Source organism: Alkalicoccus saliphilus (genome assembly GCF_003044065.1).
Taxonomy (GTDB): domain Bacteria; phylum Bacillota; class Bacilli; order Bacillales; family Salisediminibacteriaceae; genus Alkalicoccus; species Alkalicoccus saliphilus.
Genome location: NZ_PZJJ01000020.1, coordinates 13,283 through 29,190 on the forward strand (window position 1 = coordinate 13,283; position 15,908 = coordinate 29,190).

14 protein-coding genes are annotated in these 15,908 nt (G+C 48.3%); 11 read left to right on the top strand and 3 right to left on the bottom strand.

The window, feature by feature from the left end; translation table 11 throughout:
• Positions 1-491 precede the first annotated feature (491 nt).
• Entirely contained in the window at positions 492-2,129 is a 1,638-nt protein-coding gene (locus C6Y45_RS11770; RefSeq protein WP_107585469.1) for an AMP-binding protein, read from the bottom strand.
• Positions 2,130-2,460: 331 nt separating this feature from the next.
• On the opposite strand from C6Y45_RS11770, the gene C6Y45_RS11775 reads away from it, so the two are divergent.
• From C6Y45_RS11775 to C6Y45_RS11825, 11 genes are all read left to right on the top strand, one after another.
• Positions 2,461-2,742: a hypothetical protein gene (locus C6Y45_RS11775; protein WP_107585423.1), complete on the top strand. Its 282-nt coding sequence runs from the start codon at positions 2,461-2,463 to the stop codon at positions 2,740-2,742.
• A gap of 3 nt (positions 2,743-2,745) precedes the next feature.
• Positions 2,746-4,392: a sodium:solute symporter family transporter gene (locus tag C6Y45_RS11780; protein WP_107585424.1), complete on the top strand. Its 1,647-nt coding sequence runs from the start codon at positions 2,746-2,748 to the stop codon at positions 4,390-4,392.
• 12 nt (positions 4,393-4,404) lie between these two features.
• On the top strand, positions 4,405-4,947 hold the full coding sequence (locus C6Y45_RS11785; RefSeq protein WP_146159175.1) for a hypothetical protein: 543 nt from the start codon (positions 4,405-4,407) through the stop codon (positions 4,945-4,947).
• Between the two features lie 56 nt (positions 4,948-5,003).
• Positions 5,004-6,584, top strand: a complete 1,581-nt coding sequence (mbcS, locus tag C6Y45_RS11790; protein WP_107585426.1) for an acyl-CoA synthetase MbcS — start codon at positions 5,004-5,006, stop codon at positions 6,582-6,584.
• A gap of 196 nt (positions 6,585-6,780) precedes the next feature.
• Complete coding sequence (gene speE, locus C6Y45_RS11795) at positions 6,781-7,614, top strand: polyamine aminopropyltransferase (protein WP_107585427.1); 834 nt, start codon at positions 6,781-6,783, stop codon at positions 7,612-7,614.
• 6 nt (positions 7,615-7,620) lie between these two features.
• Complete coding sequence (speB, locus tag C6Y45_RS11800; RefSeq protein WP_107585428.1) at positions 7,621-8,493, top strand: agmatinase; 873 nt, start codon at positions 7,621-7,623, stop codon at positions 8,491-8,493.
• Positions 8,494-8,716: 223 nt separating this feature from the next.
• Complete coding sequence (locus tag C6Y45_RS11805; RefSeq protein ID WP_107585429.1) at positions 8,717-9,157, top strand: YwiB family protein; 441 nt, start codon at positions 8,717-8,719, stop codon at positions 9,155-9,157.
• The gene (gene argS, locus C6Y45_RS11810) at positions 9,154-10,821 is read left to right on the top strand and encodes an arginine--tRNA ligase (RefSeq protein ID WP_107585430.1); all 1,668 of its coding nucleotides are present in this window, start codon (positions 9,154-9,156) and stop codon (positions 10,819-10,821) included. The genes C6Y45_RS11805 and argS overlap by 4 nt, the downstream gene beginning before the upstream one ends.
• A gap of 243 nt (positions 10,822-11,064) precedes the next feature.
• A complete protein-coding gene (locus C6Y45_RS11815; protein WP_107585431.1) occupies positions 11,065-11,235 on the top strand; it encodes a XapX domain-containing protein in 171 nt (56 codons plus the stop codon).
• Between the two features lie 436 nt (positions 11,236-11,671).
• Positions 11,672-12,124: a nucleoside deaminase gene (locus C6Y45_RS11820; RefSeq protein WP_107585432.1), complete on the top strand. Its 453-nt coding sequence runs from the start codon at positions 11,672-11,674 to the stop codon at positions 12,122-12,124.
• 105 nt (positions 12,125-12,229) lie between these two features.
• Complete coding sequence (locus tag C6Y45_RS11825; RefSeq protein ID WP_107585433.1) at positions 12,230-12,418, top strand: hypothetical protein; 189 nt, start codon at positions 12,230-12,232, stop codon at positions 12,416-12,418.
• A 98-nt stretch (positions 12,419-12,516) separates the two neighbouring features.
• On the opposite strand, the gene C6Y45_RS11830 is transcribed toward C6Y45_RS11825, so the two are convergent.
• Both C6Y45_RS11830 and cls read right to left on the bottom strand, forming a co-directional pair.
• Positions 12,517-14,421: a heavy metal translocating P-type ATPase gene (locus tag C6Y45_RS11830; RefSeq protein WP_107585434.1), complete on the bottom strand. Its 1,905-nt coding sequence runs from the start codon at positions 14,419-14,421 to the stop codon at positions 12,517-12,519.
• Between the two features lie 179 nt (positions 14,422-14,600).
• Complete coding sequence (gene cls / locus C6Y45_RS11835) at positions 14,601-15,791, bottom strand: cardiolipin synthase (protein WP_107585435.1); 1,191 nt, start codon at positions 15,789-15,791, stop codon at positions 14,601-14,603.
• Positions 15,792-15,908 lie beyond the last annotated feature (117 nt).

Below are 15,908 nucleotides of genomic sequence, written 5' to 3' on the forward strand. Positions count from 1 at the left end.
TGAACAAACTGTGAAGATGGCCATTTTCTCTTGCGGGAACACCCGTTAGTTTAGTACACTTATTACAACACACGCACCACATACTAAGACAGGAAAGCAGACGAAGGTGGAACCACACACATCCCTTTCGTCTGTTTTTCTTTTAAAGAAAAATCCCGGGCAGCCGTCCGGGATTTTTTGCGTAGAGAAGCTTTTCCAGAACGGAAGTGTGGTAGAAATAAGCGAAAATTTGGTAGAAAAAACAGGGCTGCTGGTACAATTACTTCCATTTGGAAGAAAAAATTCAGAAGTTGGAAGTAATCCAGCCGGCAGTTGGAACTATTCCGGAGCAGGTTGGTAGAATAATGCGTTCAACTGGTAGGATCCAACAAGACCCCCCGCGTCCGGCACCGCTTATCTCGGTGAATACTGAGTACGGAAGCAGTTTTCTCTGTGAAAAGCACAAAAAATCCCGGAGGGCCCGGGATTTTTTGTGGTCAGATATCAACCTGTTATTCAGTCGAGCTTTCTTTCAGCGCGATACTTTCCTGTTTCAGCTTGTACTTCTGGATTTTTCCGGAAGCAGTCATCGGGTATTCCTCACAGAATGTAATATAGCGTGGAATTTTAAAGTGGGAGATGCTGCCGCGGCAGTGTTCACGGATTTCTTCCACAGAAGCCGTTTCGCCTTCTTTCAGGCGGATCCAGGCGACAATTTCTTCCCCGTATTTTTCATCCGGCACCCCGACAACCTGCACGTCGAGAATTTTCGGGTGCTGATATAGAAACTCTTCAATTTCACGCGGGTAAATATTTTCCCCGCCGCGTATAATCATATCCTTCAAACGCCCGGTAATACTGAAGTAACCGCTTTCATCTTTCACCGCTAAGTCACCGGTATAAAGCCAGCCGTCCCCGTCAATTACTCTTTCGGTTTCCTCCGGATTGTTATAGTAGCCTTTCATAACGTGGTAGCCGCGTGTAATAAGCTCTCCCTGCTCCCCGGGGGCAGCTTCTTCCGACGTACCAGGGCGTACGACTTTTGCCTCGACATTCGGCAGTGTTCTCCCTACTGTCGATACACGGACTTCCAGTGGATCGTCGGTTCGTGTCTGGGTAATAACCGGGGAAGATTCCGTCTGGCCGTAGGCGATCGTAATTTCTTCGGCGCCCATTTTGTTCACAACGTCTTTCATGACTTCAATCGGGCAGTTGGATCCTGCCATGATACCGGTCCGAAGAGAACTAAGGTCATACTTCTCAAATTCCGGATCGTTAAGCTCGGCAATAAACATCGTTGGGACCCCGTGCAGAACAGTGCAGCGTTCTTTTTCCACTGCTTCAAGCACTTTCCGCGGATCAAACTCCTGAAGCGGAACAAGTGTCGAGCCGGCATTAATTCCTGCGAGAATACCGAGTACGCATCCAAAACAGTGAAAGAAAGGAACCGGGATGCACATACGGTCCTGTTCCGTCAGCTTCATGCATTCAGCAATGTTCAAGCCGTTATTCACGATGTTGGAGTGAGTGAGCATTACTCCTTTCGGAAATCCTGTCGTACCGGATGTATACTGCATATTAATAACTTCATCGGGAGCGAGGGAATTCATCCGCTCATCCAGCTCTTCCTCGCTGACAAGCGCCTGTTTTTCCAGGAGGTCCTCCCAGGAGAAGGTTCCGGGATAACGGTTTTCTCCTAAAACAATCACGTTTTTCAGGTGGGGAAGTTTCTTAGCCTGCAGCTTTCCGGGTTCTGCCTCTTTCAGCTCCGGAGCAATCTGATAGAGGGTATCGATATAGGACGTGTCCCGGTAATTTTCCATAAGAATGAGCGTGGAGCTTTCCGACTGCTGAAGCAGATATTCCAGCTCCGCTCTCTGGTAGCTCGTATTGACTGTTACGAGCACGGCACCCATCTTTCCGGTGGCAAACTGGGATTGAATCCATTCCGGACGGTTCGTGGACCAGACCGCCACATTCTCCCCTTTACCGATACCAAGCCCCATAAATCCCCGGGCCGTCTTCCGGCAGAGATCATCGAACTCCCGGTATGTAAGCCGCAGATCCCTGTCTGTGTAAACGAGCGCTTCGTGGTCCGGATGGGCCTCTGCCTTTTCTGCAAGCAGCCCACCAACTGTAACCGAGCGAATTTCTGCCATGTTACCGCACCTCCATTAAATATAACATTAAACTGAACAATCGCTCAGTTTCGCTGTTACTGTCTATTATATTCTAAATTGTCTAAAATTAGAACAAGAAATTTACTTTTGGTTCTATCAGCTCATCATAAATAATATGAACAAATGGTAATAGGACTTCTAAGCAAAAGTTAATTGTCAAAATATTTTTAAAGTATTGACACCCCATGTGACAGCGCTTACAATTTGTATAGCTTCGACTATTGGAAAAGGAGGGAAATTCAAGGAGTCTGAATGATGCTGACTGAACAGTCAGTCAGAAAATGATAAAGGGGGAAAAAATGTGAAGGCTTACCGTCTGGAAGTAAGGTTTACCGTTCTGTTGGCTGTTTTACTGCTCGCAGCTGGAAACATCGCGCTGTTTTTTTCCATTTTTCCTGTAGAAGGAAATTTGTTCGGCTTTCCGATTATGTATATTATCCCGATTTTGTCCGGGTGGTTTGGTGTGCTGATTTTAACGGTGGTGGCGAATAATATCGGCAACAAAATTGATACAGAGATCGAAAAAGCGAATGAAGAAGAAGAAGAGCGAGTGGAAAAACAGGAAAAGGAAGAGGGGGCCTAAAGGATGGAAGAAACAATGTGGCGGCTGGATAACCCTATTCTCGGAATAGGTGCAATTATTGTTATGTTTCTTGTTTTTTATATTGTCAGTTACATTTCCAACCGTAAAAGCAGTTCTGTTGCTGATCTCTACGTAGCCGGAGCTACTGTGGGGCCGATCACCAACGGTCTGGCAATGGCCTCTACATATATGAGTCTTGCCACGTTTCTCGGGATCACGGCACTGATTCTGGAGCTGCAGGTACCATTTATTATGCTCTGGATTCAGCTGATTCTTTCGATTCCGCTGATCACCATTATTTACGGAACGAGTCTCCGGAGAATGGGAGCTTTTTCTCCGACCCACTTTATCCGTGAGCGGTACGGTGTAAAAGCATCGATCATTGCCGCCCTGTTTATGATTCTCGTTTCCATCATGTACGCTCTGGGGCAGATGATCGGAATTGCTCTCGCCTTTGAAATGGCTTTTGGTGTTCCGTACCTTCCAGGTCTGATTGTCGGCGGCCTGATCATTGTCGGGTATGTCACGATCGGCGGGATGGCCGGGGCGTCCAACAATGCTGCTATCCAGATGGTAATCATTGCACTCATGTTTATTATTCCACTCGGGGCGATTATGAGAGCCATGGGAGGAGACGGATGGTTTTTCCCGCCGCTTCTTTACGCTGATATGGTTCCTGCCATGATGGATGCGATGCCGAACTTCTTTGACTATCAGTTTTCGCCGAAATGGTATTTCAGCCTGCTTGGTCTGACGCTCGGTTCTCTCGGGCTGCCACACCTGGCGATGCGTATTTACACAGCATCCAACCTGAAATCTGCCAGAAAAGCGATGGTCTGGTTCGCTTTCATTATCGGTCTAGTTTTTTCAGCTACTTACGCTATGGGATTTGTGGGGGTATACGCTACGCAGACGCAGGGGCTGACTATTTCTTCCGCTGATGCAGACAAGCTGACACTGATTCTGAACCTTGTTTACAATCCGGAATGGGTGACAGCGCTCGTTATCGCCGGGGCGGTTGCAGCCGGACTTTCCACACTCAGCGGGAACCTGCTTGCGATCGGAGCACTTCTTTCCCAGGATATTATCACAACACTGAAACCGTCCATTCCATCGAAGACACGGGTTAAGCTCGGCTACGCGGCAGTATTTGCCGGAGGAATCATCAGTATCATACTTGCCATTAATCCACCGGCTTTCCTCGTAGTAAGCATTCTCTGGGCCTTCGGTCTTGCCGGGGTGACAAATGCTCCGCTGATCATCGTCGGGGTCTGGTGGAAAGAAGCGAATAAATACGGGGCAATGGCAGCTGCTCTTGTCGGAGGGATTCTCTATATTATCGTATCTCCGTTCGTTTTCCCGGGCATCGTACTGACCGGACATGGGGTAACGGATGGTATGGGTCTTTCCGGAGCTATGCTCGCCATTCCTGTCAGCTTCGTTTTACTGATTGTTGTATCGTACATTACGAATAGAATTCCTAAGCTTCAGAGCACTTTGACCACTGCCGAGGACCATAAACTGATTGAGCGTATCCACGGATGGACCAACGTGCATCCAAAGCGTTATAACAGTACGGTCGGAGCAGCAATCACAGTCGTTGTTTTCTCGGCTGTCGCTATCTGGTCGCTCTTCCCCTGGAATCTCTAACAGGAGGGTATTATGATGACCGTAACGCATATGATGCTGCTGCGCCCGCCGGCGTATCAGGAATACTTGGAAACAAAAAACATGCTTGCGTGGGCGAGGATCCTGGTAATTTTACTGGGCCTCGTCTACGGAGTGCTCGGCATTGCTGCCAATTACAGCTTTATCATGGGATTTGATTCCCCGCTGCTCCAAAACGTCATAGCACCGCTGCTTTTTCTTGTGTTTGGAATGGTAACCGTCTGGATAACAAGAATCGGCCTCGGTCTGCTGCTCTGGGCCGGAGCGAAAGCATTTGGGGGACCGGGTAAATTAATCGAAGTAAGCCGCTTCAGTGCGGTGGCGATCGTTCCGGGGGTGCTCGGATTTCCCCTTTTAACGGGGGCTGTTTACGGGTGGCCGGCCTACATTCTTTCGGCCGTAGGTCTCGTCTGGATGTTTCTGCTCTGCACACATATACTGCAGGTGACCCAGCCTTTTTCCAGATTAATGGCTGCCGGGGCTTCAGCCGCTGCGTTTATTTTCTTCGGAAGCATATTATATATGTTCATTCCGTAGAAGGCAGATGGAAAGTAAAAGAATACCGCATAACCAATAGGGAAGGGGAGAAAAAAATGGAAACGAAAGATTTAATTGCACCGGAAGTATATAACATTACAGAGGAAGTCATGCGCTTCAGCCATGAAGAAAGAACAGCCGTCAAATGGAAGGATGACCGGGGGAATGAAAGAAATATTTCCTACAAAGACCTGGCCGAAAAAGTAAATCAGTACGCCCAGGCTCTTAAAAGCCAGGGGATTGAAAAGGGAGACCGCGTGCTCGTACTCCTGCCGCGGATTCCGGAAGCCTACTTTACATATCTGGGGTGTCTCCGGGCAGGGATTGCGGCCATTCCGTGTTCCGAAATGCTCCGTCAGAAGGATCTTCTTTATCGTATGGAGCATTCTGACGCCAAAGGAGTTGTAGCATTCCACACTACTACGGCAGAAGTGAATGCTATCGGAGAATCCCACCCGGCACTCAGCAGAAAGCTGATCATCGGCGGAGAGGAAACGGACTGGATGCGCCTGGAGGATCTTGCTGCTAAGGAAAACAGGCAGTATGACGGTGAAAGAACGTCCCGGGAGGATATGGCGTTTCTTTCCTACACCTCCGGAACGACCGGCAACCCAAAAGGCGTCGTTCATACCCACGGCTGGGGATACGCCCACGTGCGGACGGCAGCAAGAAAGTGGCTCGGTGTGGAAGAGGGGGATGTGGTTTGGGCGACAGCGGCTCCGGGCTGGCAGAAGTGGATCTGGAGTCCGTTTCTCTCAACGATCACACTCGGAGCTACGGCATTCGTTTATCACGGGCCGTTTGATGCGGAAAAATATTTGAGTCTTCTCGAAAAAGAGAAAATCAGCGTTCTCTGCTGTACGCCGACCGAATATAGAATCATGTCGAAGCTGGACAATCTCGCTTCGTTCGACCTTTCTGCTTTGAAAAGTGCCGTGTCTGCCGGAGAGCCTCTGAACAAGCCTGTTATTGCAGCTTTTAAGGAAGCATTCAACATTGAAGTGCGCGATGGCTACGGGCAGACAGAAAATACGCTGCTTGTCTGTAACGTCCAGGGTATGGAAGTTAAACCCGGATCGATGGGAAAACCGACACCAGGAAACCCGGTGGAAATTGTCGACGAGCATGGACAGCCTGTGCAGCCGGGAGAAGTAGGCGATATCGGCGTTCATAAGAGCTGCCCGGCACTGTTTAAAGAATATTTCCGTGATCCTGAACGCACCCAGGCGGCCTTCCGCGGGGACTGGTATATTACCGGGGACCAGGCGGCGAAGGACGAGGACGGATACTTCTGGTTCAAAGGCCGCAGTGACGATATTATTATCAGCTCCGGATACACGATCGGACCGTTTGAAGTGGAGGACGCTCTTGTGAAGCACCCTGCAGTAAAAGAATGTGCCGTAGTAGCTTCCCCGGACGAAACGAGAGGAAGCATCGTTAAAGCTTTCATCGTTCTGAAAGAAGAGCCGTCCAAGTCCAAAGAAGAACTGACCAAAGAACTGCAGGACCATACAAAACAAATGACAGCACCGTACAAGTATCCCCGCCAGATTGAATTTATGGAAGAACTTCCTAAAACGACGTCCGGTAAAATCCGCCGGGTCGAACTCAGGATGCAGGAACAGGAAAAAGCCTGATAAGTTTTAAAGTACGTTGTAATAATAAAGCGTGGACAGGAGGACGTCTGAGGTTCCTCCTCTCTGCCGCAGAAAAGCTGAAAATCTCCTTCCGTAACCAGCCGGAAGGAGATTTTTTCGTTTCTTTCTTGCGCAAGGAGGATATTTTAGGTACTTTTAAAGAAGTTATGTACGCATAAGAAGGAGGATATATTACGTGAGTATATGGTTTACAGAAAAGCAGACAGAGCACTTCGGCATTACAGCCAAAATCAAGCGGACCTTTGTCAGTGAGCAGACAGATTTTCAGCAGCTGGACATGGTGGAAACAGAAGAATTCGGTAACATGCTTCTTCTGGACGGCATGGTAATGACGACAGAAAAAGACGAATTCGTCTATCACGAAATGATCGCCCACGTGCCGCTCCATACGCACCCGAACCCGGAAAACGTCCTCGTTGTCGGCGGAGGGGACGGAGGAGTTATCCGGGAAATCCTCAAGCATCCGGAAGTGCAGAAAGCGACGCTCGTGGAAATTGACGGGAAAGTGATTGAGTATTCCAAACAGTACCTTCCATCCATCGCAGGAGCACTGGAGGATCCGCGCGTGGACGTGCAGGTAGCCGACGGTTTCATGCACATTGCTGAGAGCAGCAGCCAGTACGACGTGATCATGGTGGATTCCACAGAACCGGTCGGACCGGCAGTGAATCTGTTTACAAAAGGTTTTTATGAAGGGATCGCGAAAGCACTGAAAGGCGACGGGATTTTTGTAGCACAGACCGACAATCCATGGTTTCATAAACAGCTGATTACAGACGCCTACCGGGATATTTCGGAAGTCTTTCCGGTGACCCGCCTTTATACGGCTAACATTCCCACGTATCCGAGCGGCCTCTGGACATTCACTTTGGGTTCCAAAGTGTACGATCCGCTGCAGCTGGACGAAGAACGATTTCACCATTTTGAGACAAACTACTATACAAAGGATATTCATCGTGCGGCCTTCGCTCTGCCGAAGTTCGTCAAAGACCTGACAGAAGGAGAATAAAACACTATGTTTTTTGATGAAGGATATTCCGGCCGGAAGTTTATTATGTCGGACAAAACATATGAAGAAGCGGACATTGTCGTTTTTGGAATGCCGATGGATTACACCGTAAGCTTCCGGCCCGGCTCCCGCTTCGGTCCCAACCGGATCCGGGAAGCCTCTATCGGACTGGAAGAGTACAGCGTCTATCTGGACAGGGATCTGGAGGAACTGAGCGTCCACGATGCCGGGGACATGCTGCTTCCTTTTGGAAACGCGGCTAAAAGTCTGGATAGAATAGAAGCACTTGCCGATCAACTATTTCAGGACGATAAGTTCCCCGTCGGTCTTGGCGGAGAACACCTTGTTTCCTGGGCCGTAGTGAAAGCGGCCCATAAAAAATGGAAGGATCTGACGGTTATTCATATAGACGCCCATGCAGATCTCAGGGAGGAATACGAGGGAGAAACGCTTTCCCATTCCACACCGATACGCAAAATAAGCCGGCTGCTCGGACCGGAAAATGTGTATTCATTCGGTATTCGTTCAGGCATGAAAGAAGAATTCACCTATGCCGAAACGTCCGGTATGCATATGAGCCGGTTTGATGTAGCAGAGCCTTTGAAGAAAAAACTTCCGGAGCTTGAAGGGCGGAAAGTGTATGTGACTCTGGATATTGATGTACTGGATCCGGCGTATGCCCCGGGGACAGGAACTCCGGAGGCGGGAGGAATTACCTCCAAAGAACTTCTGGAAGCTCTTCACGCCATCGCTTCATCCGGTGTGGAAGTGGTCGGATGCGATCTCGTGGAAGTCTCTCCGGCATACGATCAATCGGAAAAAACGGCTGTAGCAGCTGCGAAAATGATCCGGGAAATGATGCTCGGGTTCAAATCATAACGTTTCGATCCGTTTCACAGCCGGAGCACATTCACATAAAGAAGGCCGCGGTAGTCTATACGGCCTTCTTTTGTCGTCCGCTGTACTGTGACAGTGAATCTTTCAGCCCGGCAGGAAAGAAATACATACAGTCTGTTTAAAAAGTCAGCCGGAATACTTGAAGCATGCCCGGGTTGTCCGTTATAATTATCTGGTTATAAAGGAAAAGGACGGGTGAAATTTTATGAAGGAAAATAGAATGCCGGTCGATATCTCTATCCGGACAACGATCCGGGACGGGAAACAGCGGGAAAAACATTCCATGGACGCTTCCGGAGAAGTCCTCTGGAGAGGCGGACTGATGGTGCTCCGATTCCAGGAGCCGAGGGAAGAGGAAGAAGCACGCACGACTCAGACGATCCAGCTCCGGGACGGAAATCTTTCGGTCCGCAGAAGCGGAGCGATTGCAATGAATCAGCGGTTTGTCGAAGGTATTAAAACAGAAGGCACTTATCACAGTGTGTACGGACCGATGGCGATGGAAACCGACACAGAAAAAGTGAATTATGAATGGAACGAAGAGCAGGGGAAAGGAATTATCACCCTGGTGTACGTTCTGACCCTTCAGGGCTCCGTTACCGGCACGTATAACATGAAAGTGACATTCGAGGAGGTTGCTCAATGAGCCAGGTAGAAGATCTGAAACAAGGACTGAAAGAAGAGCTGAAACAGGCGGTACTCACCGCAGGTCTTGCATCGGAAGAAGAAATACCGGAAATTGTCATCGAAACTCCCAAAGATAAAAACCACGGCGACTTTGCCTCCAATCTGGCGATGCAGCTCGCACGTACTGCTAAAAAAGCTCCGAAAATGATTGCGGAAGATATTAAAGCGAATATTAACTACGAAGCAGCCAGTGTGGAAAAGCTGGATATTGCCGGTCCCGGATTCATTAATTTCTTTATGAAAAAGGACTATTTGAGTGATATCGTCCGGACGGTTCTTGCAGAGCCGGAAAATTTCGGACGCTCCAATTACGGCAGAGGTACAAGCGTCCAGGTGGAGTTTGTTTCCGCCAATCCGACCGGAACGCTGCATCTCGGGCACGCCCGTGGTGCCGCTGTAGGAGACTCTCTTTCCAATATCCTTGAGAAGACGGGATATAATGTTTCCAGGGAATACTATATTAACGATGCGGGTAACCAGATCGACAACCTGACACTTTCCCTTGAGGCGCGCTACCTGCAGGAAGTGGGAGCAGAAGCGGACATGCCTGCGGACGGCTACCACGGAGCAGATATCATCGGATTTGCCAAAGAAATTGCCGAAAACTACGGCGATCGTTTTAAAGAGGAAGAAGAAGAAAAACGCCGCGCCTTTTTCCGTGAATACGGCCTGAAGCGGGAGACCGACAAGCTGAAAAACGATTTGGCTGATTTCCGTGTGACGTTCAACAACTGGTTCTCTGAATCTTCGCTGTACGACGAAAACAAAATTCAGCCGGTACTTGATGAACTGGAAAAGCGCGGGAAAACATACGAGCACGAAGGAGCTGTCTGGTTCCGTTCCACAGAGTACGGGGATGATAAAGACCGCGTGCTGATAAAAAATGATGGAACGTACACGTACCTGACTCCGGATATAGCCTACCATAAAGACAAGTTTAACCGGGGCTTTGATGAACTGATCAACATCTGGGGAGCAGATCACCACGGCTATATTCCCAGAGTGCAGGCAGCCATCCAGGCGCTCGGATATGAAAAAGAGCAGCTGACAGTGCAGATTATCCAGATGGTTAATCTGTTTGAGAACGGCGAAAAAGTTAAAATGAGCAAACGGACCGGTAACGCCGTGACGATGCGTGAGCTGATGGAAGAAGTCGGTATCGATGCGACCCGCTACTTCTTTGCGATGCGCGCGGCAGAAACCCATCTTGACTTCGATCTCACGCTGGCCAAATCCGAATCCAACGAAAACCCGGTTTACTACGTGCAGTATGCCCACGCCCGTATCTGCAGCATGCTTCGTCAGGCAGAGGAAAAAGGCTGGAGTATTGATCCAAAAGCGGATCTTTCCCCGCTTTCAAGCGAAAAAGATCAGGATCTGATGAAAAAAATCGGCGAATACCCGGAAGCGCTCGTCGATGCAGCAAAACGTCATGCACCGCACCGTATTACCAACTACGTTTATGAGCTGGCACAGACACTGCACAGCTTTTACAATGCAGAAAAAGTACTCACAGACGATGAAGAGCTCACAAAAGCCCGGCTTGCTCTCGTAGAAGCCGTCCGTATTACGCTGGCGGATGCTCTGAAAGTCGTTGGCGTCAACGCACCGGAAAGAATGTAACAATAACAGCTTCAAGGCCGTCCCCGAAACGGGGGCGGTTTTTAATGTGAAAAGTTTCCTCAAAACAAAAGCAGAGATGAAAATGATAAAAAGTACATTCCGCAGAATACTGACATTCTTTCAAATTACTATGAAAATATTTTCTAAATAGGAGTTTTATCACTAGATGTCCGTACCTCTTTCTGCTACTATGAAGAAAGTGAAAAAATTTGGTTCCAGACGAACACAAGGAAGGTGAACAAAATGCAGGATGTTTTATTGGCACTGCTTGCGGGTTCAATTGTAGGTTTTCTTTTTGCCTGGATAAAGCTCCCGATTCCAGCTCCACCGGCACTTCCCGGAATTATGGGTATATTCGGGATCTATTTCGGATATAAAATTTTCCAGTGGGTTTCCACATCATTTTTTGCTTAGCTTTATGCCTCCAGTACAGCCTCTTCGGACTGTACAGGAGGCTTTTTTAAGTTTTCGGCAGGTGAAGCCGGTAGAATTATAAAGAAAGTTGGTAGAATTAACCTGTGATTTGGTAGTATTATCCTTATTTGAAAGAAAAAAATTGAAAGTTGGTAGAATTACGGCCGGAGTTGGTACTATTCCGGAGAGAAGTTGAAAGAATTCCGCCCCTATTTGGTAGAATTACCGCGCCTGCCCTCCTGAACGAAAGGATTCCCCTTTTTTACTGGACTATTTTCTCTGCCCATACTAACGGGTCCTGATAAACAGCAGCCGGGCCGGACTGCGATCAGCCGTACTTTCCCGGACTATCCATGCGGTTTGTCCTCCAATTTATCTCTTCATAAAGCCTAAAAGAAAACAAAAGAGGGAAAAACAGGAGCAGGAGGCGGTAATAATGACAAAAAACCACGACTACTGGATGGAAAAATGTATTCGAATGGCAGAGGATAACGTGAAGGCGGGGCAGAGCCCTTTTGCTTCGATCATTGTAAGGAACGGGGAGGCAGCAGCGTACGGGGTGAACGACGCCAAAGCATCTTTTGATCCGACAGCCCATGGAGAAATGCGTGCGATTCAAAAAGCAGGCAGCAAGCTGCAGACATTAAACTTGTCCGACTGCGTACTTTACACGAACTGTGAACCATGTCCGATGTGTCTCGGGGCGATTTATTGGAGCGGGATTACCGAAGTCTGGTATGGACTTTCTATCGAGGAACAGGCGGAGTTTGATAAGCTGCCAAAAGAAATGTACGAAGAATTTAAGAAGACAGGAACGATAAAAAAGTTGTCCATGAAAGATCTGGGCAGCCAGGTCGAAGGGCGGCGGCCTTTTCTTGTGAAACAATAGTTTTCCGCCGGCTGTTTTGAAAAAAGATGTAAGGCGGGAGGAAAACGGTCCAGCATCCTAGAAAAAGAGAAGACAGGACAATATTTGTCGAGGGAGGACTGTAAATTGCAGACAAACAAAAGAAAATACCTTCTACTTGTAATTTTCCTGGCAGTTACTTTCCTCATGGCTGCAGCATTCAGCTACAGCGGGTATTCGAAGAGTGTACAGGACTGCAGAGACAGCGGCGGTACAGTCACCGAAGATCAGCTTGGGTTTTTAGCAGTCACCTGGTCTGTTTCCTGTGAAGAATAAGTTTCAGTTTCCGGAAGAAACAGCTTCGCTCAACGAATCCTTCAATTTTTCACATAAAAACAGTGCTCTGGATAAAAGAGCACTGTTTTTTTTTCGAATCAGGCTCTCAGCATGCGCAAGCCGTTCAGAATAACGAGAATCGTACTTCCTTCATGTCCGATAACCCCAAGTGGAAGACTCAGGTGCACCTGCGGAAGAAAATTAGCCGTAATGAGCATAATAATAACTGCAACAGAAAAAATCAGATTCTGCGTTACAACTTTTTTCAGCCGGTGGGATAAACGAAAAGCCAGCCGGATTTTGGAAAGTTCGCTTTTCATAAGCACAAGATCGGCCGTTTCAATGGCTACATCTGTTCCGGATCCCATAGCAATACCGATATCTGCACGTGCCATTGCCGGAGCATCGTTTACGCCATCGCCGATCATCAATACCGAGCCGTATTCTTTCTGCAGCTTTTCGATCTCTGTGACTTTTCTTTCCGGAAGGCATTTGGAAATCCACGAATCGAGGCCGATTTCACGGGAGATTGCTTCAGCTGTCTGTTCGTTATCCCCGGTAATCATCACCGTATGAACGTTATGACGCTTCAGCTCGCTGATAAATTTTTTTGCTTCCGGACGTATTTCATCCTTCAGTCCGAGCAGTGCCTGAGGCGAATCGTTTTTCATAATGAAAATAACAGTGTGGCCGGTTTTCGTCCATTCAGCGTGCGCCTTCCGTGCTTCTTCCGACCAGCTGCCGTGTGAAGTAAGAGCTTCGTTGCCGATCAGCCACCGGTCGCCGCCGACTGCAGCTTCCACTCCGTGACCGGTATGGTCCGTCACCTGATCGATGGAAGCCTGCTCCGGAGTAACTTTCGCTGCGTGCTTGACCACTGCCCGCGCAAGAGGATGGGAAGATTGGGCTTCCACCCCGGCAATGACCGCAAGCAGCTTTTGTTCTTCCACTGCCTGCGGTTCCAGAAAAGACTTGACGACACGAGGTTCACCTTGTGTTAAAGTTCCTGTTTTATCGACGGCTACGGCATGAATACGGGTCAGCTGTTCAAGAGGAATACCGCCTTTGGATAGAATACCGTGCCGGGCGCCGGTGGAAATCGCTGAAAGCAGGGCAGGCATGACGGAAGCTACTACAGCACATGGAGAGGCAACGACGAGCAGTACCATCGCGCGGTAAAATGTTGCTTCAAAAGGGGCCGCGAACAGCAGCGGGGGGACGATAAGCATCAGTGTTACGACAACGAGCACCGTTATAACGTAAGGACCTTCGATACGTTCGATCAGCTGCTGGGAAGGCGGGCGGCTTGTTTTGGCCTGTTCCACAAGCTGCACCATTTTTTGAAACAGGGAATCCTTATTTTCTTTCGTGACTTCTACGGTTAAGGAGCCGGCCCCGTTCATCGTGCCGGCATATACCCCGTCGCCTTTCAGTTTTTCTACAGGCACTGATTCACCGGTGATCGGGGCTTCATCGACTGCAGAGCTTCCTGTAAGAACGATGCCGTCGGCGGGCACCCGTTCTCCATTCTTTACGAGGATTGTATCTCCCGGCCGGAGGGATTCGACTTTGACAGTGATACCTTCTCCACGGCTGTTCAGACGAACCGCTTCCATAGGAGCCAGTTTGACAAGTGTGGAAAGGTCTTTTTCACTTTTTTGTATCGTATACGTTTCCAGGGCGCCGCTCATGGCGAAAATAAAGATAAGAATGGCACCTTCACTCCAAAAACCGATAACGGCAGCCCCGAGTGCAGCAAGTATCATAAGAATTTCAACATTCAGAGAGTGCTCATGAATCAGATCCAGAATACCTTCTTTTGTTTTAAAGTATCCGCCGGTTACGTAGGAAAGTACATAAAACAGAACAGAAAGAGGACCAGGTTCTGTGACGAGGCCGAGTACGAGGAATAATCCGCCGGTAAGAGCGAAAATCAGCTCCCGGTGCTTAAACCCGGGCACGGTTCTTATTCCTTTATATAAATTGGATGCAGCAGTAGTCATTGAGGCTCCCCCCTCTTAAATAGTGAGAAAGATAATCAAATTCATTTGGCTGCTGAAAATAGAAATTGCTGCCACCCGTAGAAAGGCAGCAGCAATAAACATTAAATTCTGAGGTGTCGATTCATGCTGTTAAAGAATATATACCCTATCTTTCCCGGGATAAACTATTTGAGGAGATTTTATAGCCAGGATGAAAACATCATGGCAGTATGCTCCCGCGTTTTTTCCCAGCGCGTTCGGCTGCGCAGGTAATTCAGCGTAATTTTTTCACTGTGTTTAAAAAAGTCGGTTTCTACTTTTCCGACGACACTGCTGATCCATTCGTCATCTTCAATCGTACAGTTTACTTCGTGATTTAAGTTAAAGCTCCGCATATCAAAATTGGCCGTCCCGATATCGAGAATAGTATTATCGACGAGAATAATTTTGGAGTGGTAAAAACCGTACTTGAACTGGCGGACATCCACACCGGCTTCCAGGAGCTCTGCAAAATAATGAAGGGCAGCATCCTTTACTAATGGGTGGTCTGGATTTTTCGGAATAAGTATGCGGACTTTAATTCCTCGTCTGGCAAGTTTAAGTACTTCCTTCTGCATGGCCGGGCCCGGAATATAGTAAGGGGTTCCGATCAATACAGATTTTTCTGCCCGCTTAAAGAGGTTGGTAAAATGAGCGGCCACGTGTTCACCGTCAGAAGAAATAAACTGAATAGGTATTTCATTATCCGGCTGATGCTCCGGCAGCTCAATTTCGAGCTTTTCCCCGCAGGCACTGTGCCAGTCTCTTGCAAACTGCCGACCGAGCGAAGCGACGGCTACTCCCCGGATATAAAGATGGTAATCGCGCCAGGAACCGATCATCGGATCGTTGCCTGTATATTCATCACCGACGTTAAATCCGCCGACGTAGGCATGTTCCCCGTCGATCACGGTCACTTTACGATGGTTTCGTTCGTTAAGTGAATAAAAAAGGAAAGGGAGTTTCGGTTTCTGGGAATATTCGAGCTTTACTCCGGCTTCCTTCAGTTCCCGGCGTTTTGCGGGAGCGATTCGGGCACCGAGCCAGTCGATCAAAAGATTGACGGTCACTCCTGCCCGGGCTCTTTCCATTAAGGCATCCATAATATCAGAGCCTACCTCGTCATTTCTGAAAATATAAAAGTTCATATAAATATGATTCTCCGCTCTGCGGATACGTTTAAGCATATGGGCAAACAGTTCATCCCCGCGCCGGAAAAAGCGCGGTTTTCCACTCGTGAAATCCGGTGGCTGAAAATCCTCTTTTTTCTTGTGATGTGCTTTTTGACCGAGATACAGATCCAGTGATATCCACGCAGCCACCGCCGCAGCTGTCCAGCGTAATTTCTTCATGTCCAGTCCTCCAGTTTCCTCACAATTCAGCATAGCTTTTCATTACCTCATTATAACAAAATTGACCAGGGAAGGTGGTTTTTTGCATCGGAACTGAAAAATTTCAAATAAAAGCTT